Consider the following 25,414-nt stretch of genomic DNA (forward strand, 5'->3'; position numbering starts at 1 on the left):
TATCATAAACGGCCTTTAAATCGAAAAATTCTATAAAATTATTGTAACAATTTGAACTAAATTTGGACTCTTTAGTCATATTGAGACTTTAATCAATTTAATTCTAATTTTATAATGAAGAAGAGAAACATGTTTTTGCTTACCATGCTTACAGTAGGAAGCATGGCTTTTGCTCAAGACAATTTGGTAAACAGCCTAAAAAACAATCAATCTGAAAATCCGGATTTTAAATTTACAGTAGTTAAGGAGTTAGGGAATACTTCTATTAAAAACCAGGGATCCTCAGGAACCTGTTGGAGCTACTCCGGAAACTCTTTCCTTGAGTCTGAAATGATAAGAATGGGAAAACCAGCTGTAGATTTAGCTGAAATCTTTACAGCCCGTAATGCTTATCATGATAAAGCTAAGCAATATGTATTGTTTGGTGGTGCTATTTCTTGGGGAGATGGCGGTGAATTACATGATGTAATTAATATGTACAAAAAGTATGGTGCTGTTCCTCAGGAAGTTTATTCAGGACTTCAGGCAGGACAAACCAAAAATAATTTTGGGGAAATGCAAAGTGTTATCAAGTCTATGCTTGATGCTTATGTAAAAAATCCTCAGGGTAAACTTTCTGCAAATTGGCTAACAAATGTAGATAATGTACTAGACAGCTACCTTGGAGAATACCCAAAAGAGTTTACTTACAAAGGAAAGCGTTATACGCCACAGACTTTTGCTAAGGATGTAGTAGGAATTAATCCTGACGATTATGTAGAGCTTACTTCTTACAAAGATTATCCTTATTATCAGCGTTTTGTTGCTCCAATCCCGGACAACTGGAGCCATGATAGTATGTGGAATATTCCGATGGATGATCTGACTAAGATTGTTGACAATGCTGTAGACAAAGGTTATACAGTAGGTTGGGCAACAGATGTTTCCGAACCATATTTTTCTTATAAAAACGGTGTGGCTTACGTTCCGGATGTTGACCTGAATAATATCGACGCTCAAACAAAAGCTAATCTTTTTAAAGGCCCAAGACCTGATAAAAAAATTACTGAAGATATGCGTCAGGAAGCACTTAATAATCTTACAACAACTGATGACCACGGTATGCAGATTGTAGGACTTGCTAAAGACCAGACAGGTAAAGAATATTACATGGTGAAAAATTCATGGGGCGTGACTAACGATTATCAAGGATATTTATATGTAACAAGACCATATGTACAGTATAAGTCTACAGGTATTCTTGTGCACAAGAATGCAATACCAAAGGATATTCTGAATAAATTGAAACCCAATACAAACATCGGATTATAATCATCCGTAAGTTGTTACAGAATAAAGAAAATGCCGGAAGTTTTGTCTTCCGGCATTTTTTAATAAAACCCATAGAATTTTAAAAACTGTAAGGTTTATCTAATTGATGCTGTTTTATATTTTGTACTACTTAAAACGTAGACTTTCTTCTTTTGTTGTGTATCAAAACTGAAAAAAGATATTTTTCTAGAATACCGTTGCTGCCAGCTGTATACGGGCATATTTCAGAGCCGGATTCCACATGGCCATCATAGAAACCGGAAGGGTGTAATGTTCAGTAATCTTCACATCTTTGCTTGCTCTTATTCCTACATTTACAATCTGGAAGCTACTTTGTCCATTGCCATACAGGAAATTTCTGTCATTCAGTGCGAATCCTGCTCCTACAAAAGCATTAAGGCTCACCTTTTTGCTCTGGATAACAGGATAGCTCACCTGAACATAAGTAGAGTACTTGTTTTTATCATATTCTCCGTCAGGTTTCAGAACAACTTCTCCTGCATTAGCACCACCATAGAGCATGATATCGGCTTCTATATTTAACGGGAATTTCGGACCAAAAGTATAGTTTGTTCTCAGGTCGATAATGTGAGCTGTTCTCCTTCTGGAATAACTGAAAATATCGTTTGCTGCAACAGCCGTATTAATATTCCTTGAGTTATATAAATCCCAAAGACCTATATAAAAATTCTTATTGGAATACTGAACATAGTAATTGATTTCTTTATAATGAGTACCATCACTGTCATTGGCAAGAGCCGATGCTCCCCAGATTCCAATTTTCCAGTTTTTATTTTTATCCAGGGCATAGGAGAGGTTACCCATTACTACAGGTTTATCTGTAATAATAAGTCCACGCCAAAGGTGATTGTTCTGTATATTGGCTGTAAAATCCAGTCTGCCTGCCTTTTCTTCAGTTTTTAATGAGTCTGTGTTTTGAGCAGAAACTCCCACGATGCCTGAAAAAATCAGACAAAGTCTTAATAAGTTTTCTTTCATCTTATTTAGTGTGTGTTAATTAGTCAGATGCAAAATTTATTTTAAAATTCCGAAAAATAAAGCTGCCAGAACGGCTCCTATAACTGGTCCTAAAATTGGAATCCATGCGTAGCTCCATTGGCTGCTGCCTTTTATAGGTAAAATAGCATGCATGATTCTTGGTCCCAGATCTCTTGCCGGATTTATGGCATAACCGGTTGTACCTCCTAAAGATAAACCTATAGCCCATACTAAGAATGCTACCGGAACTGCTCCTACAGTACCAAGACCTATTTTGGCATCCGGAGTATTCGGGATAGAGATATTAGCATCGCTGATATAGAAGACAACGAAAACAAGTACAAAAGTCCCGATAATTTCACTGATTATATTTGAAACTGGTTTTGCAATTGCCGGACTTGTACTAAAGCAAGCTAGTTTAGCTCCTTCGTCTTCGGTAATAGCAAAATGATCTTTGTGGAATAGCCATACCAGAAACGCTCCGGACATAGCCCCGATCATCTGAGCTGCAATATAAGAAGGAACTGATTCCCATGGGAATTTTCCGGCTATTGCCAGTCCGATTGTAACTGCAGGATTAAGATGTGCCCCGCTGACGGGGCCGGCAACTGTTACCCCTACAAAAACGGCTAATGCCCATGCTGTGGTAATAACAATCCATCCTGAATTATTGCCTTTGGTATCTTTTAGAAGAACATTTGCTACTACGCCGTTCCCAAGAAGAATAAGTAGCATTGTACCTATAATTTCTGCTGTAAATGGTGTCATGTTGTGTACTTTTTCGGTTATTAATTATTCTTCTATCCAGGCCTGAGAACGTTTTACAGCTTTGTGCCAGAAGCTGACCATATTGTCGATTTTGCTTTTGTCCTCCTTAGGCGTAAACTCTTTTTCTATAATCCATTGAGACTGGATCTCATCTATACTTTCCCAGAAGCCTACTGCCAGACCAGCCAGATAAGCTGCACCAAGTGCTGTAGTTTCAAGAGTCTTAGGACGAATAATTTTAAATCCGAAAAGGTCTGATTGGATTTGCATTAACATGTTACTGGCAGATGCTCCTCCGTCTACACGAAGTTCTGTACTTTGAGTTCCAGCATCTGCTTCCATAGCTTTTACAATATCGTAAACCTGAAAAGCGATTCCTTCTAAAGTAGCTCTGGCAATATGACCATCTGTTGTACCACGTGTTATACCAACAATAGTTCCGCGAGCATACTGATCCCAGTAAGGAGCACCAAGTCCGGTAAGAGCTGGTACGAAATATACACCACCATTATCTTCTACAGTTTCTGCAAGTTTATTGACTTCAGACGAATCATTGATAATCTTTAATCCGTCTCTTAGCCACTGTATTGCAGCACCTCCTACAAATACACTGCCTTCCAACGCATAGCTAACTTCTCCGTTAATTTTCCATGCCACTGTAGTTAACAGATTGTTTTTAGAATATACAGCTTCATTGCCAGTATTCATCAATAGAAAACATCCAGTACCATATGTGTTTTTTACCATTCCCGGCTTTGTACACATTTGTCCGAATAATGCAGCCTGCTGATCTCCGGCAATACCTGCAATCGGAATTTTAGTTGAGAAAAGGGTAGTAGAGGTTTCACCATACACTTCACTGCTTTGCTTTACTTCAGGAAGTATTGCACGGGGAATATTGAATAATTTTAATAAATCATCATCCCAGTCCATAGTACGGATATTAAACATCATAGTTCTGCTGGCATTGGAAACATCTGTAATAAACATCTTTCCTCTTGTCAGTTTCCATGTTAGCCAGGTATCAACAGTACCGAAACATAGATCTCCGGCTTCTGCTTTTTCTCTTGCGCCTTCAACATTATCCAATATCCATTTTAGCTTTGTGGCAGAAAAGTAAGCATCCAGAACAAGTCCTGTTTTTTGTTTAATCTCATCAGTGTGTCCCTGGGATTTTAATTCGTCGCAATATCTGGATGTTCTTCTGTCCTGCCATACAATAGCATTATAAATAGGTTCACTGGTATGTCTGTCCCATACTACAGTTGTCTCTCTTTGATTGGTAATACCGATAGCAGCGACTTCCAGTCCTGATATTCCGGCTTTAGCTATAACTTCTGCAGCTACAGAAATCTGAGAAGACCAGATTTCGTTTGGGTCGTGTTCTACCCATCCCGGAGTGGGGAATATCTGCTCAAAACTTTTTTGCGATACGAATTTTATTTCTCCGCTTTTGTTAAAAAGGATTGCCCGTGATGAGGTTGTTCCTTGGTCTAGTGCTAAAATTAGTTTTTCGTTCATCATAGTGTACTTATTTAGAGTTTTTCATTTCGTTGGTGTTATAGGGTACAAGAAGATATTCTTTAGCGAGTGAAATGAAACTTTCAGTTTCGTTTTCTACTTTTTCAGCATCCCAGCCGAGTTCCTGAGCAAAAATTTCTGCTACTTTTCGTGCTGAATCTATGGCTGCTCTGGCATCTAAGAAAAGAAGACGGACTCTTCTGGCCAGCACATCCTCTATAGTTTCAGCCATTTCATTTCGGATTGCCCATACAACTTCGGCAATTGTAAATTCATTGTTCGGATGTATTCTCTCGGCATATTCAGGCTTTTCCTGTTGCAATGCTTTTATAGCCGGGATATCCGAACCATAAATGTACAAGTGATTACTTCTGTCAACATCTTTTGCCGGGATATTTCCGTGGATAGAAAGATCTTTAGTTTTAGAAGGAACTTTTTTCAGATTGTGAACTTCTATTGCTTTATCTATAGTATCTTCCGCCATTTGTCGGTAAGTAGTCCATTTTCCGCCGGTAATGGTTACAAGTCCGGTTTCGGCTACAATAACTTTATGACTTCGGGATACTTCTTTTGTACTTTTACCTCCATCTTTTGGTGCTGCTAGAGGACGTAGACCTGCAAATACAGAAAGTACATCTTCTTTGGTTGGTTTTTTAGACAGATATTGTCGTGCAGTTTTCAAAACGAAATCAATTTCGGATTCCAGAGCTTTCGGTTCGAAACTCGGTTCGTCCACTAATGTGTCTGTAGTCCCGATTAAGGCTCTCTCATGCCATGGAACAACGAAAAGAACACGTCCGTCAGATGTTTTAGGGATCATAATAGCATCATTACTTTTCAGGAATGATTTATCTAATACGAAATGGATTCCCTGGCTAGGAACAACAAATTTTCCGTGTTTAGGATTACTCATGTTCAGGATATCGTTGGTGAAAACTCCTGTTGCATTAACTACAGCTTTCGCTTTTATTTCGTAACGTTCTTTAGTGAACTGATCTTCAACTATTACTCCTGTAATTTTATTACTTTCGTTTTTCAGAAGACCTACAACCTTCGTATAATTAATTACAGTACCGCCTTTTTCTACGATAGTCTGGGCAAGGTTAATGGCAAGACGGGAATCGTCAAACTGTCCATCCTGATATACAACTCCGCTGGCAAGACCCTTTTGTTCTATAGTCGGAAGTTTTTCTACGGTTTGTGCTTTATTGATATATCTGGTTTTACCCAGGCTAAGTTTCCCTGCCAGAAAATCGTAAACAGATAATCCTATTTTATAATATATACCGCCCCACCAGTTATAATTAGGAATAATAAAAGACTGATTTTTAACAAGGTGAGCGGCATTTTTCGCCAGAAGTCCTCTTTCATACAGGGCTTCCTTCACAAGGTCTATGTTTCCCTGTGCCAGGTATCTCACACCACCATGCACAAGTTTGGTACTCCGGCTCGAAGTAGCTTTTGCAAAATCATGGGATTCCAGTAACAAAGTTCTGAAACCTCTCGTTGTAGCATCCAGAGCAGATCCTAGCCCGCTGGCGCCACCTCCGATAATTATAAAGTCCCATTCCTGATCTTGTGAAACTTTTGTAAGCTCTTCTTTTCGTTTCATTTTGTTTCGTTTTATTTGCTTTTTGTAAAAATATGAAATTTTTCGAAACCAAAAACATTTAGATGAAAATTTTTTTTATATTTTTGGTTAAATTTAAAATGCTGTAGTAATGATAGCCCGCCACAATAACATTCTTAAAGAACTGGAGAAGAAAGAATATGTACTGGTACAAGATCTTTGTGAGAAATATAATGTTTCGTCCGTAACAATCCGAAAGGATCTGAGCTATCTTGAAGGTTTGGGATTATTGCACAGAACCCACGGTGGAGCAAGTAAGCAGTCACGTTTTGCCTATGAGAAAAACGTAAATGAAAAAGAAAACATCAACGTAGAGATCAAGCAGGCTATAGCCAGAAAAGCAGCGAATATTATTGATGAAAATGATTCTGTTATATTAGCTTCCGGAACAACTATACATTATTTGGCTCGCACAATGGGAAGTTTTCAGAAGCTTACAGTTCTTACTTCTTCTTTACGTGTAGCATTAGAGTTGTGTATGATGCCGAATATCAATATTATTCAGCTAGGCGGGGAGGTAAGAAAAAGTTCTACTTCTATTGTCGGGGCTATTTCGGAATCGGTATTAAAACAATTTTCCTGTCACAAACTCTTTTTAGGTGTTGACGGAATTGATCTTGAATTTGGTATTAGTTGCTCCAGTGCAGCTGAAGCTCATCTGAATCAGGCTATGATAGAATGTGCGGAGAAAGTTATTGTCTTGGCAGATTCGTCTAAAATCAATAAAAAGGGTTTCGGCAAAATTGCTGATTTGGATAGGGTAGATACCATTATTACGGATAAGGGAATTGACCTTGAGACGAAAGAACGCCTTGAAGATATGGGGGTTACAGTGATTATTTCTGATTAAGATTAAATTTAAAATAAAATTAATCTTGATTATGTTCTGAATACAGGTGTAATGATTAATTTACTGTTATCTTACTGATAAATAAATAATTAATATTTGTGCATTCACTTTTTCCATTGATAATAGTTAATGTTTCTTAATAAAAACATAAGAAAACCTTAATGTAACACGGGGCCGTACTGTTCTAATTTTGCATTCAGAATTAAAATGGATGCCATGAAAGTATTTAAAATCCCTGTCTCGGTGACTTATTTTACAAGCCGGGGGCTATTAATTGGAGCAATATCGGCCTCACCGATATTGTTTGCCCAAAAGAAAGACAGTTTAAAAGAGAAGTCCATAGACGAGGTTGTCGTTGTGGGATACGGAACACAGAAAAAGAGTAAAGTATCAGGTGCTGTTTCAGAAGCGTCACTGGATAAACTTACTTCCAGATCTTTGTCCGGTGTAGGTGAAGTTCTTCAAGGGAAAGCACCGGGGGTAACAGTGGTAAATGAAGGGGGAGATCCCAATGGTTCACCAAAGGTTAATATTCGTGGTTTAGGCGGGATTAACGGAGAGACACCTCTTTATGTTGTAGATGGTGTTGTTTTCAATGGTACACCTGCTATTAACCCCAACGATATTCAGGATATATCCGTGCTTAAAGATGCTTCTGCAGCAATCTACGGAGCCAGATCTTCGGGTGGTGTTATTCTTATTACGACCAAGAAAGGTAAAAAAGGTAATATTACGGTAGATTTTGATGTTAAGTTTGGTGTAAACCAGGCATGGAGACTAAAGGAATCTTTAAATGCAGCGGAGTTTCAGGATGTAATGTATAAGGCCTATGAAAATGCGGGTAAGCTTGGCAGCCTGCCTTTAGCTTTCAATGCAGAGAAATACCCTGACGGTAGAGTAACCAGAACAGACTGGATGAAAGAAATTTTCCGTACCGGAACAATCCAGGAGTACAATGTTAATCTAAGTGGTGGAAACGATAAGTCCAGATTTTTTGTGGGAATGAATCACAGAAACCTGGAAGGTATCTTACTCAATACACAGGCAAAAAGATACAACTTCAGAGTAAATTCTGAACATAAAGTAAAAGACTGGTTAACTATCGGAGAGAACATGTACTATAATTACTCCGACGGAAATACAGCAGATACAAAGAGTGGTTATACGGGAGCGCTTGTAGCAGCCATGTATTACCCACCAAATGTTCCGGTATATACACCTACAGGAGCATTTTCCGGTTTACCGATTGATGTTGCCGGAGGTTACGGGGATATGATCAATCCGGTGGCTTACCTTCAAAGGATTAGTATAAAAAATCCTACACACGAAATTTTAATCAATCCTTATGCAGAAATTACTTTAGCTAAAAATTTAAAGTTCAGATCTAACTTCTCTCAGACATTCAAAATCGGAACGATTAAAAACTTTACATCCAGAGTACTGGAAATAGGAAAGATATTTGATACCAATAATTTAGAATATCAGTCTAATAACTCTTCTACCTCTCTTGCAGAGCAGCTTCTTACCTATAAATTTTCTGCAGGCAAACATAATTTCGATTTCTTAGGTGGTTTTACTTTCCAGAAGACAATTGATGAAGGTTTCATGGCCAGAGCTTATGATTTCAGAAGTGAAGCAGAAGTATTCCGTTACCTTCAGAATGCAGCAGATACCAATAAAGACCTTTCCAGTTATAGGTATCAGCAGGCATTAGTTTCTTATCTGGCAAGGATTAACTATGATTATGCTGGTAAATATATCATCAGTGTATTGGGAAGAAGAGACGGATCCTCATTAGTTGCCAAACAAAACAGATTTGCTAATTATTATGCAGTTTCAGGCGCATGGGTAATGTCTAAAGAAAACTTTATGCAGGATATTGCGTGGCTTTCGAATCTTAAACTTAGAGGAAGTTATGGTATTCTGGGTAACCTTGGCGGGATTTCTTCACAGGCAGTAAATCCGTTAATGATAAGAGATAATAATATTATTTTCGGACAGGATCCTTCCCAGAACATTGCTTACTATGCTACAACACGTCCTAATCCAAACTTGAAATGGGGAAAATCTGAACAAACCAATTTTGGATTGGATGCTTCATTCCTGAACAACAGCCTTTCCTTACAGTTTGATTATTTCATTAAAAACTCCAAGGATCAGATTTTTAATGTAAGCCTTCCAAGTACAGCAACTTATACGAATCAGTATATCAATGCCGGATTATTCCAGGATAAAGGTTATGAATTAGGAATTAATTACAACAGCAAAAATACCGGAGATTTCAGTTACTCGATAGGCGCTACTTTCAGTCAGCTAAAAAATACAGTTAAACAACTGGCAGATGTAAACGAAATCTTTATTAATGACAATGCTGTAAGAGGAGTGTTGAAGCCTACGCGTATACGAGTAGGAGAGTCACTTTATTCTTATTACGGATATAAGACAGATGGTATTTTCCGTTCACAGGAAGAGATCAATAATTATAAAGATGCCAATGGTGCTCTTATTCAGCCTAATGCAAAGCCAGGTGATATTAAATTCCTGAAAAAAGAAGGAAATACCGGAACCCTTAGTAACAATGATTTTGTGAACCTTGGGAATCCTTATCCTAAATTCTCTTATGGATTGTCTTATAATATGACCTGGAAAAACTTTGATCTGAATGTATTCTTTCAGGGAGTATATGGGAATAAAATATTCAACGGTCTGAAATTTATTTCATTAAACCCGGGCGGAACAGGACAGAATTATAACATGGACAGAGATATTCTGAATGCATGGACTCCGGAAAATATGAATACCAATATTCCGAAACTTGTACAGGGTGATCCTTCCGGAAACTACTCCAAAGTGTCAGACTTCTATGTAGAAGACGGATCTTATCTGAGACTGAAAAACCTTACAATAGGTTATTCATTACCTAAAGAGATTTACAGCAAAATCAATATAAACAGATTAAGAATTTATATGACAGCTAATAACCTGTTTACCATTACTAAATACAAAGGTTTTGATCCTGAAGTAGGAATGAATTCTTATGGTGTAGACACAGGAAGATATCCGCAGGCTCGTTCATTTATTTTCGGTATAGAAATCGGGTTATAATTTTAAAAAGTAAAAAGATGAAATTTTTCAATAAAATAGTTTTAGTATCGGGAATATCTGTAGCATTGCTGTCATGTACAAGCGAACTGGATGTTCAGCCGGAAGGAACTCCGACAGAAGCGAGTTTCTGGAAAACGGAAAACGACCTTGTAACAGGAGCAAATGCGATGTATAAACCTTTGTATGATAGTGAGTTTTATGGCAGAGGATTTTTCTGGTTTATCAATGCCAGCGATGATATGGTAACAGGAAGAGCAAAAAGTGAGGCTGATAATGCGAAGAACTTTAGCAGTAATTATATCGCAGCAGGAGATTTGGAAACCCAGTGGAATAAGAGATATACAGTTATCGGTATTGCCAATCGCGTTATCCGTAATATAGACAATATTCAGGCTGCAACGGCTGTAAAAAACAAATATCTGGGCGAAGCTTTATTCATGAGCAGCAGAATGTATTTCGAATTAGCATACAGCTATGGTAATGAGAAAGCTGGGGTCCCAATTATAGACCGTACAAAAGAACCGGATCCAAATCCAATTCCGAGAGCTGCTAACGTAATGGAAAACTACAATTACATTATAAATGATCTGAAAAAGGCAGCAGAACTACTACCAGCTCAGGAAGAGCTTGCTGCTAAAGATTTCGGAAGACCTCATAAAGCTGCTGCATGGGCTCTTATGGCCAAAGTATATCTTTTCCTGAAAGACTGGAAGAATGCGGCATATTGGGCAAATGAGGTAATGACTAAAGGAAACAGAAATCTGCTTAACAATTATGCTGATGTTTTCAAAGCGGAGAATAATTATAGTTCCGAGTATATCTGGTCGATACCAAGTACGCCAAAGTTCAATGCTGTAGGAAGTATTCTTCCAGGAGTAATGCTTGAAAATAAAGGCTGGGGTGAATACAATGGTTGGGGATATTTCCAGCCAACCAAAGAGCTTTTTACAGAATATGAAGCAGGAGATAAAAGAAGAGATGTAACGATCCTGAAAGCAGGAGATAAGTTTACATTCAACGGAAAAGAAAGAAGTTATGCTTCTTCTAACTCTCTTACAGGTTATCAGTTCAATAAATACATGGATGCTTTCAAATATCCTTTAAATAGCGGCCACGTAAGTGCAAATGGAGATTATCCATGTACAGATCTTGCAGTGCCAATTATGCGTTATGCAGAAGTAATTCTTATAAAAGCAGAAGCAATGTTAATGATGGGGCAAAATGCTGATCAGGAAATTAATATGATCAGAAAGCGTGCTGGTTTAACCCCGAAAAGTGGATGTACAATGGCAGATTTGAAACATGAAAGACGTTGTGAACTGGCAGGCGAATGGGCAGACAGACACAGAGATCTGGTACGCTGGGGTGATGCTAAAGATACTTATGCTAAACCTTTACATGGTGCAGATGGTAAGGAGGTATGGGCTTCAAGAAACTTCAACCCGGCAGTGCACAATGTGTGGGCAGTCCCACAAGTTGAAATTGTAAACAGCCACGGAGTAATAAAGCAAAATGAAGGCTGGTAATTTTTTAATATAACACATATACTATATCATTGCAGGAACTCCTACAATGATATAGTTTTTTTAATAGTACTATGAAACAAGCAAAAAAAATATGGGCGATACTGGCTTTGGCAGTATTTGCAAACACTCAGGCACAGAATTATCTAAATTATAATGTAGGAAATGCACATTCGCATAATGACTATATGCAGGAGGTTCCTTTCTGGCAGGCTTATTATGCTAATTTTGGTTCCATAGAGGCAGATGTTTTTTTGGTAAAAGGTAAATTGTGGGTTGCCCATACCGAGAAAGAATTATCACCTGAACGGACATTGGAGAGTCTTTATCTCGATAATATATCCAAGCAGATTAAACTGAATAACGGACATATTTATCCGGATACAAATAAAAAATTACAACTGCTTATTGATGTTAAACAGGATTATAAAACGACACTGGATGCATTAGTTAAGACATTACAAAAATATCCTGAGATTACGAATAATCAGAGCATTAAGATTGTTATTACAGGAGGCAGACCACAGCCACAGGAATTTAAAAATTATCCTGCTTATTTGCTTTTCGATGGTGATCTTGATAAAAATTATACCACAGAAGAGCTGAAAAGAATAGGAATGTTCAGCGCAGACTTACAGGGGTTGGTAAAATGGAATGGGAAAGGTATTCCGAGAGATGAAGAAACGGCAAGAGTAAAAAGTGCTGTAGAAAAAGCACATAAGCAGCAAAAGCCAATGCGTTTTTACGGAGCTCCGGATTTTCCGAATGCGTGGGTTAATTTTATGGACTTAGGTGTAGATTACATCAATACAGATCATATTCCTGACCTTAAAAAGTTTATGAATACCATTCCTAAGAATTTTTATAAAAACCAGAAGGAATACAGCATTTATAAGCCTACTTACGAAACAGACGGTGTAAATAAAAAAGTGAAGAATGTAATTCTTCTTATTCCGGACGGGACCTCATTGCCACAGTATTATGCTGCATTTACAGCGAATAAAGGAAAACTAAATGTTTTCAATATGAAAGCAACAGGATTGTCCAAAACCAATTCTTCCAACGCTTATATTACCGATTCAGCACCAGGTTCTACTGCTTTTGCTACAGGTGTAAAAACAAAAAATACATTTGTAGGTGTTGATGATGATGGTAAAGCTTTAGCACAGATTCCGGATATCATTGCTGCGAAGGGAATGTCTTCAGGTTTAATTTCTACCGGAGATGTTACCGATGCTACACCAGCAGATTTTTATGCGCATTCTGACAATAGAAATAGTTCCGAACCTATTTTGAAAGATTTCGTAAGCTCTAAAACCAAAATACTTATTGGTGGACCAACGAGTGGGCTTACAGAAGATAATCTTAAAAAAATAAAAGAGGCTAAAATCGATTTATATAAAGATTTGAAATCCGTAAAGAGCATTAATAACCGTACTTTGGTTATCGATCCTTTAGCTTCACAAAGAATAACCAATGGAAGAGGCAGCTGGCTTGCAGATGCTTTTGATCTTACTTTAAACGATCTGAAAATGAATAAAAATGGCTTCTTTATGATGGTAGAAGCTTCCCAGACTGATGGTGGCGGACATAGTAATAATCTGGAGCAATTGGTGACTGAGTTATTGGATTTCGATCATGTTGTAGGAAAAGCAATGAAATTTGCGGATGAAAATAAAGAGACGCTTGTTGTTGTTTTAGGAGATCATGAAACCGGAGGTTTGACTTTGTTGGATGGTAGTCTGAAAGATGGTTGGGTGTTCGGAAACTTTAGTACAAACGATCATACTTCCATTCCTTCCAGCGTGTTTGCTTATGGTCCTAATTCTAAGGAGTTTACAGGTTTGTTTGAGAATACGGAAATTTTCAACAAAATTTTAGCTGCTTACGGAATTCGGAAATAAGTAGTTTATTCATTAATTTTAGGCAATAAAACTAAATAAACATGGACAGAAGAGATTTTCTGAAAAAATCAGGGATGGTACTGGGAGGCCTTGGGGTTTCTACAGTTATACATCCGTCGATTTTGAAAGCAATGAATATTAAGCCTGCAAAGGGATCTACATTTTACGATGCAGAGCATGTGGTAATCCTTATGCAAGAGAACAGATCATTCGATCATTGCTTCGGAACATTACGAGGAGTAAGAGGATTTATGGATAAATATGCCTTCCGTAAGCCTGATGGAAAAAGTGTTTTCTTCCAGAAGGATAAAGCCGGAAAGACCTACGCTCCATTTAACTTAGATATTAAAAATACCAGAGCAACCTGGATGAGTTCTTTGCCTCATTCATGGACAAATCAGCAAAATGCTCTTAATAAAGGGAAGTATGACCAATGGTTGCTGGCAAAAAGATCCGGAGTAAAAGAATATCAGGATTTGCCGCTTACTTTAGGCTTTTATAACCGAAATGACCTTCCATTCTATTATCAGCTAGCTGATGCTTTTACAGTTTTCGATCAGTATTTCTGTTCTTCCCTTACCGGGACTACGCCTAACAGGCTTTTCCATTGGACAGGAACAATCAGATCTGAAAAGAGTGGTGATGTACAGGCGCATGTAGTTAATGATACTGTAGATTACAGCAGAAATGTACACTGGAAAACTTTCCCGGAAATGCTGGAAGAAAATGATATTTCATGGAGAATATATCAGAATGAAATCAGTCTTTCCAAAGGAATGGGAGGAGAGCAGGAGGCTTACTTGTCCAACTTTACAGATAATCCAATAGAATGGTTTTCTCAGTTCAATGTAAAATTCTCGCCTAAGCACCATGAATTTGTACAGAAAAAAATTGCTGAGCTTAAAGATAAGTTGAGTAAAAATCCTGATAACAAAGATCGGTTAGAAAAAGAACTTCGTTATTACGAAGAAGATCTGAAAAATTTTGATCCTAAAAACTGGGAAAAGCTTTCTCAAAAAGAAAAAAATCTTCATAACAAAGCATTTACTATTAATTCAGGAGATCCTGATTTCTGGAGTCTTGAAGAGATAGATCCTGTAAACGGTGAAAAGATGTATTTGCCAAAAGGAGATGTTCTGTTTCAGTTCCGAAAAGATGTAAACGAAGGCAAGCTTCCGGCTGTGTCATGGTTGGTTGCACCGGAACGATTCTCAGATCACCCGTCTTCTCAGTGGTACGGAGCATGGTTCATATCAGAAGTCATGAATATTCTGACGAAGAATCCTGAAGTATGGAAGAAGACTATTTTTATTTTGAACTATGATGAGAACGATGGTTATTTTGATCACGTTGTTCCGTTTTTACCGCCTAATAATCCGCAACAGCAGCCTGATATTCATGGAGAAGCAGGCGCTGAATATGTAGATTTTAAGCAAAAATATTTTTCAACAGAAAAACTATATAGCTCAGAAAAAATGGAAAGTCCTGTAGGATTAGGATACAGAGTTCCAATGGTTGTTGCTTCTCCATGGACAATGGGAGGTTATGTAAATTCTGAAGTATCCGATCATACATCTGTTTTGCAGTTTTTAGAGCATTTCCTGAACAAAAAGAAAAAGAAAAATCTCCACGTAGAGAATATCAGTGACTGGAGAAGAGAAGTCTGCGGAGACCTTACTTCAGCTTTCAATCAGGAAAAAAGCAAAAATCTTAAATTAGATTTCTTGCAGGAAAAGGTTTTTGTAGAAAGTATAAATGCTGCAAAAGAAAAACCAGTTCCAAATAATTTTGTCGCATTGAGTGATGCTGAACAAAATGCCCAATCTCAGTATTTCCCGAAGCAGGAGAAAGGACTAAAGCCTTCTAATCCATTACCATATCATTTTGAAGTTAATTTTAACAGCAAGGGTATTGATATGCAAAACCATACCGAGAAAGCAACACCTGTAATGGTGTATAACCGTAAAAAATTAAATGAGGATAAAGACTTTTTATTCCCGTATACGATGTTTAAAAAACAGAATTTCAATCATGCTGTATCTGCGGAAAATGAGTATGATTGGGACGTTTTTGGGCCAAATGGTTTTTACCGGAATTTTGAAGGAAATTCAGCTCCGAAAGTGGAAGTGAAACTTACCCAAAATAGCAATGGTGATGTTGAGGTAGTGTTTACTTCGGCTGCTGTAAAAGAGATTGTATTGGAAAATGCTTATACTAAGCAGACTCAGAAGATAGATCCGGCAAAGACACCAAAAGTATTAATTCCGTCTTCTAAAATAGGAGGCTGGTACGATCTTAAGGTTTCTACCGGAAGTAATAACTGGATCTTTGCAGGTAGAGCAGAGACAGGTAAGGTTTCTTCTACAGATCCACACTGGGCTTAGAATGGTATTACAATTTTCTGCAAAACTATATTTTCTTATCAAATAAGGTAATTTGAGGTTAAAATCTCAAATTACCTTTTCATACTCTTTTTTTTGTAAATAAAAAATGGCCTGATCACCTTTATTATTATAGTTTAATTCTTTCGCAGATTGTTCGTAATCAGCAATTTCAGCTGGGGAGAAAAAGTCATCTGGCTTTCTAAATTCTTTTGATTCCTCATCAATTAGAGAAATGTCTTTTTTATATAGTTCACTACCCCAGAATTGCATAGAATTAGAATCATAAACTATATTGGTAACTGTAAAGCCTACTTCCTTAGCCATTATATTAATACTCTTTTCTGTATGAATAAAAAAATGCCGTGGGGCATCCAGTTGAACCCAATCTCGCTGATAAACTGACCATGCATTATTAACTACAGGTATTCTAATCATCAAATAGCCATTGTTTTTCAGAAGCTTATAAGATTTAGCAAGTTCATTCATTGGTTCTTCCATATGTTCAAAGACATGATGCATCATTAATAAATCGTAGCTATCATTCTTTAATTCACTCAAATCATTTTGTAGTACTTTCACATTGTGGCCATGTTGATATTCTTGAGGAATAAATCTATCCACACCCTGAATGTTCTTAAAACCATAATTGAACATTTCACAGATCAACTTACCTCTACCACAACCGATGTCCAATATCCGTTGGGTAGGAAGTATGTTAAGTGGTTGTAATTGATCTAAAATTTCGTGTCTGTGCTTTCTTATTCTATATTTTTTGAATAGCCTTTTTAGAATAGCTTTGAGGCCTGTAATAGGTGGGACATATTGCTTAAAAGAATAATAATACTCAGGATAATAACTCGCAATATCTTTGGGTATTTCTAATATTTGGATCGTCTGGCAATTGCTACATTGAGCATATGGAAATTCCTTTCGAATGCCAAACATCATTTCTCTGGCATTAAATGTATTTTCTAGGTTTGCGCCGCAAATCTTGCATTTTTTTATTGTCATTTTATCGAAATATTATATACGAAAATAAAAGTACATAAATATCTTAATAGTTAACTATGGTAATTATGCTAAATTTAAATAAATTTCACCTAAATAGGAAAGTATAATTGTTGAATTAATTTTATATAAACTTAATTCAATGGAAAAAACAACTTTTGCATAAATTTTATAAATTAAATATAATATGTAAGAGATGTGCATTCTTTTGGAATATTTTTATTTAAAATTTCAGGCTTCAAATTTCAAACTTCTTTATATTTGCCTGTACAATTTTTAAATGATGAAGAAAATACTTTTATTCGTATTGGTATCAGCATATAGCTTTGCGCAGGATACAGTTGAATATAACTTTCCCAAAATAAAATCAGGGATTTCTATTCCGGTCGTTATTCCGATGGCAGAAATCAACAGATTAATTAACCAGTCTATTAATGGCGTAATTTATGAGGATAAATCCTATACGGATAACAATAATGACCAGTTTAAAACAAGAGTTGAAAAAAATGGAAACATTGTTATACAAGGGCTAACCAATAACCGTATTATGATCTCTGTACCTCTGAAGATATGGGCAGAAAAGGGGTATGGTACTTTAGGCTATTATGCTTATCAGTCGACAAACTTTAGTGTGGTAATGAATTTTATATCCAATATCAGTTTTAATAATAACTGGACACTGAATACGGCAACTACAACAGCTGGTTTTGTATGGAAAGAAAAACCTGTATTGGACTATGGTAAAGTAAAGATTCCTATATCATCACTTATAGAAAGCACGCTAACAAAGCAACAGCAGAAATTTACCGGGGTTATAGACAAACAGGTAAAGGAAAAAATGAATATGCAGCCTTATCTGGTAATGGCGTGGAACCAGTTTGTAAATCCTATCAATATCTCCGAAGAATATCATACATGGTTGAAGATTAGCCCGCAAAGTCTTTCTGCAACACCCCTAAAAGTGTATGCTAACCAAATTTCTGCAACACTGGGAGTAGATTTGTATTCTGAAACATTCACAGGAAATCAACCAGCTGCCGGTGCAAGTGTAACTACAGTGCCTGGTTTTGTAACCAAACCCGCAATAGATAATGTTTTTAAGCTGCAGACTACAGCGAATATTCCATTTACAGAAGCTACGAGACTAGCAGAACAACAGTTTTTACACAAAGAATTTACCTTCAGAGAAGGGAAGTCTAAGATTGTGATTGAAAGTATAAAAGTATACGGAAAAGACGAGAAGGTAGTAATAGAGGCGGAGACAAGCGGAACGGTTAACGGTACTTCCGTTATTACCGGCACACCTACCTATGATCCTGTAAAAAAGAAAATTGTGTTCACTGATACAAAGTTCAATCTGAAAACAAGCAATATTTTTCAGAAAACACTTGTATTCCTTTTTAAAGGAAAGATTGTTAATATGATTGAAAAAGAATATGGTATTCCTACATTGGAGATGGAAAAGAGTTCTCGTAAGAGTATTGAAGAAAGCCTAAACAAAGAATATTATAAAGGACTATTTATAAAAGGAAAGGTAATAGATTTCAGACCATCTGATTTTGTAGTAGGAAATAGCAGTATAACAGCAATTATAGATACTAAAGCAAATGCTCAGTTAATGATATCAGGACTTAGTTTCTAAGCTTAAAATATTACAAATGCAAGAATGGCCGGATATTTTTCCGGTCATTTTTATTTTTATATCCCTGTAAAAGTTAGCCTAAGCATTCGTTATATTGCCTGAAGTTATTATTGGTGCATATTTGAACAAATATCAGCATATCCATTATAAAAATGCCTATTTTAGCGCAACTAAAAAACTCAATTTATACTATACAGGTCATTTATGAAGAAAGTCGTATTTTTGTGTACAGTATTATTAACCTTATTAAACTGTAAAACTTTGGATTTAAAAGAAATCAATTTAGACAAAGCTGCTTATGAGCAATTGCCGGAGGGGCTTTATGGAAATTTGAAGACAACAAAAGGAGATATCCTTGTTAAATTTAACGATAAAGAATCACCAGTAACAGTTGCTAACTTCGTAGGATTAGCAGAAGGAAAAATAGAAAACTCGGCAAAGAAGAAAGGAGAACCTTTCTATAACGGGACTATTTTCCACAGAGTAATCAAAGATTTTATGATTCAGGGCGGAGACCCTAAGGGAACAGGAATGGGTGATCCTGGTTATAAATTCGATGATGAGAAAAACGACCTTAAGCATACGGGAAAAGGTATTCTTTCTATGGCTAATTCTGGTCCTAATACCAACGGATCTCAGTTCTTTATTACTGAAGTGGCAACACCTTGGTTAGACGGAAAACACACGATTTTTGGTAAAGTGATAAAAGGAGAGCAGGTTATAGATGATGTAGCTAATATAGAAAAAGGCGCTCAGGACAAACCAAAAACTGACATTGTATTGGAGAAGGTGACCATCTTTACAAAAGGTGATGCCTATAAGCACTACGATGCGGCTAAACTTTTCAATGAAGGAAAATCTAAGATCACTGAAAACAACAAAGTATTCGTTCAGAAGAAAGAAGAGGAAGCTAAAAAGAAATTAGAAGAGCTAAAGAGCGGAATGACAACTACTGCTAGTGGTTTGATGTATAAAATTACAAAAACTACAGATGGCGCCCAGCCAGTTGCAGGAAATACCGTTTCTGTTCACTACACAGGTAAATTAACAAGCGGACAGGTTTTCGATTCATCAATTTCAAGAAACGAGCCTATCGAATTCCCAGTAGGAACTGGACGTGTAATTAAAGGCTGGGATGAAGGTATTCTTTTACTAAAAGAAGGAGAAGAAGCTACATTCCTTATTCCACCAGATTTAGGTTACGGAGCAAGAGGTGCCGGAGGTGTTATCCCACCAAATGCATGGTTAATCTTCGAAGTTAAATTAGTGAAAGCTAAAGCATAACATCAGATAAATAAAAAAGGAAGCAATTAGCTTCCTTTTTTTATTTTACATTTATTTATCTTCTTCCGTCGTTTCTGTAGTAGTATTGTGGGATTACATTTATTTGTATCAGGTCATTTTCACCTTGTATCGATTTTAGCTGCCCAACCATACGCTTGTTGTTGTCCCAATCAGAATAATAATCTAGTGTAACATTACCCACTTTTTTTAGTTTTCCTTTTCTTCCCCAGATATCATTATCAAAATATTCAAAGTTTATATTTCCGATTTGTTTGAAGAAAAGATCACGGTTCCAGATATCGTTCTTGTGGAAGTATTCAAATCCTATTCTTCCTATGTTTTTAATCATATTATTGCGCCCCCAGATATCGTTGTCACTATAATATTCTATAGGATATTTTCCATATCTGTATCTTATGTTATCATTGGATGAGCGATCAAAATCATCTCTTTGCTGAAAATTGTTTCTTCTGTTAGGCTGGTATCTTAGAAGTTGCCCATAGGAGTCAACTGTAATTACAGCATCTTCTGTATAAAGATCAACAGACAAGATTGCAGAATTTTGCTCGGAAATGTTCACATCAAGTCCTTTTAGCTGTTGCCCCCATACACTAACAGATGTATAGAGTAGTGCGGCTGTAAATAGTAATCTTAATTTCATGTGAGAAAGTGTTTGTTTAAGGTTTATTTTATAACTGAATAATTACGTATTCATGTCTTTTATCCCAACACATAAATTATGCCGCAAAATTCATTTCTGAAAAAAAATAATGATAAGTCTGAAAGTATAAAGAATAACCTTTGTTTTAGGCTGTTTAATCCAATACTTACAAAATTGTTAGTAACATACATTAAGCGATGTATTAGGAATCGCAGAGAGATCATTATAATTTTGATATAAGAAAATAAGTGCTGTATGAAATGATTTGCAGTACAAATAAAATTATCAGAATGAAGTTAACAACACAAGTGAAAGCAGCTGCAGATCACATGCAGAATGTACAGGTATTTGATGCTAAAGATGCTTTAGATATGAGTCGCAAAAGCTATGAAAGTATGGCTGCCCAGTTCGGTGCTAGAAAAGAAGCAGTAAAAGTAATTGAAGAATTTGATATTGACAACGGAACACATAATATTCCCGTCAGAGTATACCGCCCGGAAGGTATAGATGCACAGAGCTCATCAGCTATTATTTACACTCATGGAGGCTGGTTTGTTGCTGGTAGTTTCGAAACGCATGATGCATTGGTAAGAAAGTTGGCTAATGCCACAAAATCCGTTGTTATTTTTCCGGATTATCGATTAGCACCAGAAAATCCTTTCCCGGCCGGATTAGATGATTGTATTAGCATAACCAATTGGGTTTATGACAATGCAGATACATTAAAAATTGATCAGAACAGAATTGGTATTGTAGGAGATAGTGCTGGCGGAGCATTGGCAATTGCTATTGTAAGTGAGCTGGGAGAGAAATTAAAGTTTCAGGTACTCATATATCCCGCAACAGATAATAAACTTAATTCTGAATCATGGCAGACTTATGCAAACGGGCCAGTTCTTTCATTAGAAGGCGGAGTACAGGCATGGGAATGGTATTTACAAAAAGAAGAAGATAAACAAAATCCTTTAGCAGTCCCTGCTTTAATTAAAGATTTCAAAAAGACACCTCCAACACTTATATTATTAGCAGGGCACGATCCTTTGCATGATGATGGGAAAATACTGGAGGAAAGTCTAAGAACATCCGGAGTAGAAACTGAAGTTGTTGTTTATGAAGAAATGATACACGGTTTTATGCATATGGATTCTATTTTAATTGAAACCAAAGATGCAGTAGAAAAGATTTCTACATTTATAATCAGCCATATAGCTTAGCATCAGTAGCTATATCCGATAAATAAAAGTGCAGAATAATTAGTAGTAGTGACCGGAAGAGATTTCGGTCATTTTTATATGTTGTAATTGCGATTGAAAAAGGATGTTGCTTTTTGTCTTTCGGCTTTTTTTTACATTCTTTGTTGTTACTTTTGTAGTGATACAGAAAGATTACATTAGTTTGCACCTTATCCCACGCGTATAGAAAATGAAAAATTTGAAACTAAAGACAGATCCGAAAGTCAATGATAAATTCAATAACTATCCGGAATTAATCCGTGAAAAGATGCAGTTTCTAAGGGAACTGGTGATTGAAACCGCCAGAGAAACTGATAGAGTAGATGCATTGGAGGAAGCTCTAAAATGGGGTGAGCCGAGCTTTGTTACCAAAAATGGAAGTACACTTCGGATGGACTGGAAAGAAAAATTTCCGGAACAATATGCGATGTACTTTCAGTGTAGTAGCAGATTGGTAGATACTTTTCGTATGGTATTTGGGCACCAGTTTAAGTATGAGGGTAAAAGAGCTATTATTTTCCAACTCAATGAAAGAGTTCCCGTAGAAGAATTAAAAGAATGCATAAAAGCAACTCTGCTTTATCATGATGTAAAACACCTCCAAACATTAGGAATTTAAACCAACTCAACTAGCTCATTAATAAGCAGAAATCTCAATTGTTAAGACAGACGTTCACCGCATTTCTTACAATAGCGGGCATCCGAATCATTTTCAGAATTTCCGCATCGCTGGCAGGCCAGATCATTTTTTAACGCTCTTTTTTGCCGAAACTCCGAAGTAACAATCCCGGTAGGAACTGCGATAATGCTATAACCACAGAGCATTACTACAATGGAAAGGAATTTTCCTATAGGTGTAACAGGAGAGATATCTCCATAGCCTACCGTAGTAATAGTTACAACAGCCCAATAGATGCTGGTAGGTATACTGGTAAAGCCATTTACACCACCTTCTACTACATACATCAGGGCGCCGATAATAACGATAAAAATGGAAAGGAATAACAGGAAAATGTAAATTTTCCGGGAGCTATGTTTTAGAGCCGAGGTAATATAACGGCCATCCTTCATATAATCCAGAAGATTGAAAATTCGGAAAACCCTTAGAAGTCTCAGTAACCTGATAACAATTAGATAATGTGTAGTAGGGAAAATTAGTCCAAGATAAAACGGAGCAATAGAGAGGAAGTCAATGATTCCGTTAAAACTGAAAATGTACTCTCTTTTATCCTTTATACACGCAATTCGGAGAATATATTCTATGGTAAAAAGTATGGTTACAAAAAATTCAATACGATACAGATTCCGAATCATTCTAAGACTTAGTGTGGGCACTGTTTCCAGCATCACAATAACTGTACTAAGCAGAATGACAGTCAATAATATAATATCGAAAGTTTTTCCGGCTCTGGTATTCGATAGATATATGATTTTATAAACCTTTTCCAACCATCCCTCTTGTGGAGTCAAATCATATTCCGGTTTTAGTCTTATTTTTCTCATCTGTAGCAAAATTAATATCTTCGTGTCATTCTTACAGAAATAAATGGATGAAAGTCTATTTCATTCTGTAGAAAACAAAAAAATATTATTAAATAACGGATGAAAGTTAAAGAAATAATTTCGATTACAGAAAAACAATGGCCTTTGCAACAGGCAGAAGATTTTGATAATGTAGGATTATTATGTGGAAACCCGGATCGGGAAGTTACAGGAATATTGTTATGTCATGATGCTCTGGGGGAGGTTGTAGATGAAGCTATAGAAACCAATTGCAATCTTATTATCTGTTTTCATCCGATTATCTTCTCAGGGTTAAAATCTTTAACCGGAAGAAATTATGTTGAAAGAAGTGTTATGAAGGCATTAGAAAATAAAATTGCCATCTATGCCATTCATACAGTTTTGGATAATGACCTGTTTGGAGTTAATTACAGAATATGTAAAGAATTAGGTCTGGAGAATATGAGGGTCCTGATGCCAAAGCAAAAACAACTTTCTTATCTTAGTGTTTATGTACCAAAAGATAATGCTAATGAGGTAGAACAGGCTATTTTTGACGCCGGAGCCGGACAAATAGGCTTCTATGATCAGTGTAGATTCAAGCTTAATGGAGAAGGAAGTTTCCGCCCTTTAGATGGAGCTAATCCGAAAATAGGCAGTATAGAGCAAAGAGAATATGTAGAAGAAGTACAGCTATCATTTGTTTTTGAGGCCTATAAAAAGAACAAGATTCTTGAAGCTATGAAAGCGGCACATCCATACGAAGAGGTAGCTTACCAGATCTATAGTTTGGAAAATGATAATCAGTATGAAGGCTTGGGACAATATGGAGAGTTGAAAGAAGAAACAGATGCCATTACTTTTTTAACCTTTGTAAAAGAAAAATTTGGACTGGATGTAATCCGTCATTCCAAAATTCCGAATAGAAAAATAAAAAGAGTAGGAGTACTAGGAGGAAGCGGAGCTTCGGGAATTAAAGCCGCAATAGGTGCCGGATGCGATATATACCTCTCCGGAGATTTTAAATATCACGATTTTTTTCTCGCTGAAAATAAGATTATACTGGCAGATATAGGCCATTTTGAATCCGAGCAATTCGTTGTTGAACAATTATATGAATTTTTCTCCGAAAAATTTACTAAATTTGCAATCTTAAAGACGAATATAAAAACGAATCCCGTAAATTATTTCTTATAGATATGGCTAAAAAAGCACAAGAAATTAGTGTAGAAGACAAACTTCGCGCATTATACGATCTGCAAATCATTGATTCCCGACTTGACGAAATCCGTAACACAAGAGGTGAATTACCAATTGAGGTAGAAGATTTGGAAATCGAAATCGAAGGTCTTAACAAAAGAGCAGCTAAATTTAGCAGTGAGATCAAAGATCTTCAGGATCAGATCAAAGCTAAGAAAGAAGCTGGAAGTCATGCTCAGAATTTAATTGAAAAATATAAATCTCAGCAAGATAACGTAAGAAACAATAAAGAATTCGAGGCCCTTGGTAAAGAGATTGAATTCCAGGAGTTGGAAATTCAGTTAGCTGATAAAAAAATCAGAGAATTCAATGCTAAAATCGATCATAAAAATGAAGTTTTAGCTGAAGTAAATGCTAAAATCGACGAACTAACTAACCATCTTAACTTCAAGAAAAATGAATTAGATGGTTTAGTATCTGAAACTCAGAAAGAAGAAGAATATCTTTTAGAGAAATCTAAAGAATTTTCTGAAAAAATTGATGATAGACTTTTATCTTCTTACAATAGAATCAGAACAAGCTCTTCAAACGGTTTAGCAGTAGTAGGTATCGAAAGAGGTGCTGCTAAAGGTTCTTACTTCACTATTCCACCACAAAAGCAACTTGAAATCGCTCAGAGAAAGAGAATTATCATCGATGAGTACTCAGGTAAAATCCTTGTTGACGACGAGTTGGTAATGGAAGAACAGGAGAAAATGAAAACTATTATCAACTTCTAAGAAGTTAGATATAAAATATTTACAAATCCATTCATTAAAAGTGAATGGATTTTTTTATTTTCGTAGGATTTATGGGAGGTAATATAATTTACAGGTAAAAACTGAAACGT

19 protein-coding genes are annotated in these 25,414 nt (G+C 36.4%); 12 read left to right on the plus strand and 7 right to left on the minus strand.

The features are described 5' to 3' along the window. The first annotated feature begins 129 nt into the window (after positions 1-129). Positions 130-1,311: an aminopeptidase C gene (locus C8J95_RS10515; protein ID WP_107808290.1), complete on the plus strand. Its 1,182-nt coding sequence runs from the start codon at positions 130-132 to the stop codon at positions 1,309-1,311. A 186-nt stretch (positions 1,312-1,497) separates the two neighbouring features. Here C8J95_RS10515 and C8J95_RS10520 read toward each other — a convergent pair whose 3' ends face one another. Genes C8J95_RS10520 through C8J95_RS10535 form a run of 4 tightly spaced genes read right to left on the minus strand, consistent with a single transcriptional unit; the run spans position 1,498 to position 6,211 of the window. Beyond that, the gene (locus tag C8J95_RS10520; protein WP_107808291.1) at positions 1,498-2,310 is read right to left on the minus strand and encodes a hypothetical protein; all 813 of its coding nucleotides are present in this window, start codon (positions 2,308-2,310) and stop codon (positions 1,498-1,500) included. Positions 2,311-2,346: 36 nt separating this feature from the next. Next, entirely contained in the window at positions 2,347-3,078 is a 732-nt protein-coding gene (locus C8J95_RS10525; RefSeq protein WP_107808292.1) for an MIP/aquaporin family protein, read from the minus strand. A gap of 24 nt (positions 3,079-3,102) precedes the next feature. Next, positions 3,103-4,599, minus strand: a complete 1,497-nt coding sequence (gene glpK / locus C8J95_RS10530) for a glycerol kinase GlpK (RefSeq protein ID WP_107808293.1) — start codon at positions 4,597-4,599, stop codon at positions 3,103-3,105. A gap of 10 nt (positions 4,600-4,609) precedes the next feature. After that, positions 4,610-6,211 (minus strand): glycerol-3-phosphate dehydrogenase/oxidase, encoded by a 1,602-nt coding sequence (locus C8J95_RS10535; protein WP_107808294.1) that lies wholly within the window; start codon positions 6,209-6,211, stop codon positions 4,610-4,612. Positions 6,212-6,320: 109 nt separating this feature from the next. Between C8J95_RS10535 and C8J95_RS10540 the strand changes: the two genes are divergently transcribed. The 5 genes from C8J95_RS10540 to C8J95_RS10560 all read left to right on the plus strand — a co-directional run bounded on the left by C8J95_RS10540 (position 6,321) and on the right by C8J95_RS10560 (position 15,995). Then, positions 6,321-7,079, plus strand: coding sequence for a DeoR/GlpR family DNA-binding transcription regulator (locus C8J95_RS10540; protein WP_034870355.1), 759 nt, complete (start codon positions 6,321-6,323; stop codon positions 7,077-7,079). 207 nt (positions 7,080-7,286) lie between these two features. Beyond that, positions 7,287-10,184 (plus strand): TonB-dependent receptor, encoded by a 2,898-nt coding sequence (locus C8J95_RS10545; protein WP_107808295.1) that lies wholly within the window; start codon positions 7,287-7,289, stop codon positions 10,182-10,184. A gap of 17 nt (positions 10,185-10,201) precedes the next feature. Continuing rightward, positions 10,202-11,710, plus strand: a complete 1,509-nt coding sequence (locus C8J95_RS10550; RefSeq protein ID WP_107808296.1) for a RagB/SusD family nutrient uptake outer membrane protein — start codon at positions 10,202-10,204, stop codon at positions 11,708-11,710. Positions 11,711-11,781: 71 nt separating this feature from the next. Continuing rightward, positions 11,782-13,611 (plus strand): alkaline phosphatase, encoded by a 1,830-nt coding sequence (locus C8J95_RS10555; protein WP_107808297.1) that lies wholly within the window; start codon positions 11,782-11,784, stop codon positions 13,609-13,611. Between the two features lie 41 nt (positions 13,612-13,652). Next, complete coding sequence (locus C8J95_RS10560) at positions 13,653-15,995, plus strand: phosphocholine-specific phospholipase C (protein WP_107808298.1); 2,343 nt, start codon at positions 13,653-13,655, stop codon at positions 15,993-15,995. Between the two features lie 66 nt (positions 15,996-16,061). Here C8J95_RS10560 and C8J95_RS10565 read toward each other — a convergent pair whose 3' ends face one another. Further along, positions 16,062-17,006 carry a class I SAM-dependent methyltransferase gene (locus C8J95_RS10565; protein ID WP_107808299.1) on the minus strand — a complete coding sequence of 315 codons (945 nt, stop codon included), beginning with the start codon at positions 17,004-17,006 and terminating at the stop codon, positions 16,062-16,064. 280 nt (positions 17,007-17,286) lie between these two features. Here C8J95_RS10565 and C8J95_RS10570 point away from each other — a divergent pair, with 280 nt between their 5' ends. Further along, positions 17,287-18,645, plus strand: a complete 1,359-nt coding sequence (locus C8J95_RS10570; RefSeq protein WP_059322222.1) for a DUF4403 family protein — start codon at positions 17,287-17,289, stop codon at positions 18,643-18,645. A 204-nt stretch (positions 18,646-18,849) separates the two neighbouring features. Continuing rightward, the gene (locus C8J95_RS10575) at positions 18,850-19,929 is read left to right on the plus strand and encodes a peptidylprolyl isomerase (protein WP_107808300.1); all 1,080 of its coding nucleotides are present in this window, start codon (positions 18,850-18,852) and stop codon (positions 19,927-19,929) included. A 55-nt stretch (positions 19,930-19,984) separates the two neighbouring features. On the opposite strand, the gene C8J95_RS10580 is transcribed toward C8J95_RS10575, so the two are convergent. Beyond that, entirely contained in the window at positions 19,985-20,590 is a 606-nt protein-coding gene (locus tag C8J95_RS10580) for a hypothetical protein (RefSeq protein WP_107808301.1), read from the minus strand. Positions 20,591-20,880: 290 nt separating this feature from the next. Here C8J95_RS10580 and C8J95_RS10585 point away from each other — a divergent pair, with 290 nt between their 5' ends. Together C8J95_RS10585 and C8J95_RS10590 are read left to right on the plus strand one after the other, a co-directional pair. Further along, positions 20,881-21,804, plus strand: a complete 924-nt coding sequence (locus C8J95_RS10585) for an alpha/beta hydrolase (protein ID WP_107808302.1) — start codon at positions 20,881-20,883, stop codon at positions 21,802-21,804. A gap of 208 nt (positions 21,805-22,012) precedes the next feature. After that, the gene (locus tag C8J95_RS10590; RefSeq protein ID WP_107808303.1) at positions 22,013-22,441 is read left to right on the plus strand and encodes a DUF1801 domain-containing protein; all 429 of its coding nucleotides are present in this window, start codon (positions 22,013-22,015) and stop codon (positions 22,439-22,441) included. Positions 22,442-22,482: 41 nt separating this feature from the next. Here C8J95_RS10590 and C8J95_RS10595 read toward each other — a convergent pair whose 3' ends face one another. Next, entirely contained in the window at positions 22,483-23,325 is an 843-nt protein-coding gene (locus C8J95_RS10595; protein WP_107808304.1) for an ion transporter, read from the minus strand. Between the two features lie 99 nt (positions 23,326-23,424). Here C8J95_RS10595 and C8J95_RS10600 point away from each other — a divergent pair, with 99 nt between their 5' ends. Together C8J95_RS10600 and C8J95_RS10605 are read left to right on the plus strand one after the other, a co-directional pair. Further along, positions 23,425-24,522 carry a Nif3-like dinuclear metal center hexameric protein gene (locus C8J95_RS10600; RefSeq protein ID WP_107808305.1) on the plus strand — a complete coding sequence of 366 codons (1,098 nt, stop codon included), beginning with the start codon at positions 23,425-23,427 and terminating at the stop codon, positions 24,520-24,522. A gap of 2 nt (positions 24,523-24,524) precedes the next feature. Next, positions 24,525-25,304 carry a zinc ribbon domain-containing protein gene (locus C8J95_RS10605; RefSeq protein ID WP_059156400.1) on the plus strand — a complete coding sequence of 260 codons (780 nt, stop codon included), beginning with the start codon at positions 24,525-24,527 and terminating at the stop codon, positions 25,302-25,304. The last annotated feature ends 110 nt before the right edge of the window (positions 25,305-25,414 follow it).

This window comes from Elizabethkingia sp. YR214, from assembly GCF_003058195.1.
Taxonomy (GTDB): Bacteria; Bacteroidota; Bacteroidia; order Flavobacteriales; family Weeksellaceae; genus Elizabethkingia.

Coding starts and splice junctions, on each gene's coding strand:
- C8J95_RS10515 (WP_107808290.1), top strand. CDS start 130: ATGTTTTTGCTTACCATGCTTACAGTAGGAAGCATGGCTTTTGCTCAA.
- C8J95_RS10520 (WP_107808291.1), bottom strand. CDS start 2,310: ATGAAAGAAAACTTATTAAGACTTTGTCTGATTTTTTCAGGCATCGTG.
- C8J95_RS10525 (WP_107808292.1), bottom strand. CDS start 3,078: ATGACACCATTTACAGCAGAAATTATAGGTACAATGCTACTTATTCTT.
- glpK (WP_107808293.1), bottom strand. CDS start 4,599: ATGAACGAAAAACTAATTTTAGCACTAGACCAAGGAACAACCTCATCA.
- C8J95_RS10535 (WP_107808294.1), bottom strand. CDS start 6,211: ATGAAACGAAAAGAAGAGCTTACAAAAGTTTCACAAGATCAGGAATGG.
- C8J95_RS10540 (WP_034870355.1), top strand. CDS start 6,321: ATGATAGCCCGCCACAATAACATTCTTAAAGAACTGGAGAAGAAAGAA.
- C8J95_RS10545 (WP_107808295.1), top strand. CDS start 7,287: ATGGATGCCATGAAAGTATTTAAAATCCCTGTCTCGGTGACTTATTTT.
- C8J95_RS10550 (WP_107808296.1), top strand. CDS start 10,202: ATGAAATTTTTCAATAAAATAGTTTTAGTATCGGGAATATCTGTAGCA.
- C8J95_RS10555 (WP_107808297.1), top strand. CDS start 11,782: ATGAAACAAGCAAAAAAAATATGGGCGATACTGGCTTTGGCAGTATTT.
- C8J95_RS10560 (WP_107808298.1), top strand. CDS start 13,653: ATGGACAGAAGAGATTTTCTGAAAAAATCAGGGATGGTACTGGGAGGC.
- C8J95_RS10565 (WP_107808299.1), bottom strand. CDS start 17,006: ATGACAATAAAAAAATGCAAGATTTGCGGCGCAAACCTAGAAAATACA.
- C8J95_RS10570 (WP_059322222.1), top strand. CDS start 17,287: ATGAAGAAAATACTTTTATTCGTATTGGTATCAGCATATAGCTTTGCG.
- C8J95_RS10575 (WP_107808300.1), top strand. CDS start 18,850: ATGAAGAAAGTCGTATTTTTGTGTACAGTATTATTAACCTTATTAAAC.
- C8J95_RS10580 (WP_107808301.1), bottom strand. CDS start 20,590: ATGAAATTAAGATTACTATTTACAGCCGCACTACTCTATACATCTGTT.
- C8J95_RS10585 (WP_107808302.1), top strand. CDS start 20,881: ATGAAGTTAACAACACAAGTGAAAGCAGCTGCAGATCACATGCAGAAT.
- C8J95_RS10590 (WP_107808303.1), top strand. CDS start 22,013: ATGAAAAATTTGAAACTAAAGACAGATCCGAAAGTCAATGATAAATTC.
- C8J95_RS10595 (WP_107808304.1), bottom strand. CDS start 23,325: ATGAGAAAAATAAGACTAAAACCGGAATATGATTTGACTCCACAAGAG.
- C8J95_RS10600 (WP_107808305.1), top strand. CDS start 23,425: ATGAAAGTTAAAGAAATAATTTCGATTACAGAAAAACAATGGCCTTTG.
- C8J95_RS10605 (WP_059156400.1), top strand. CDS start 24,525: ATGGCTAAAAAAGCACAAGAAATTAGTGTAGAAGACAAACTTCGCGCA.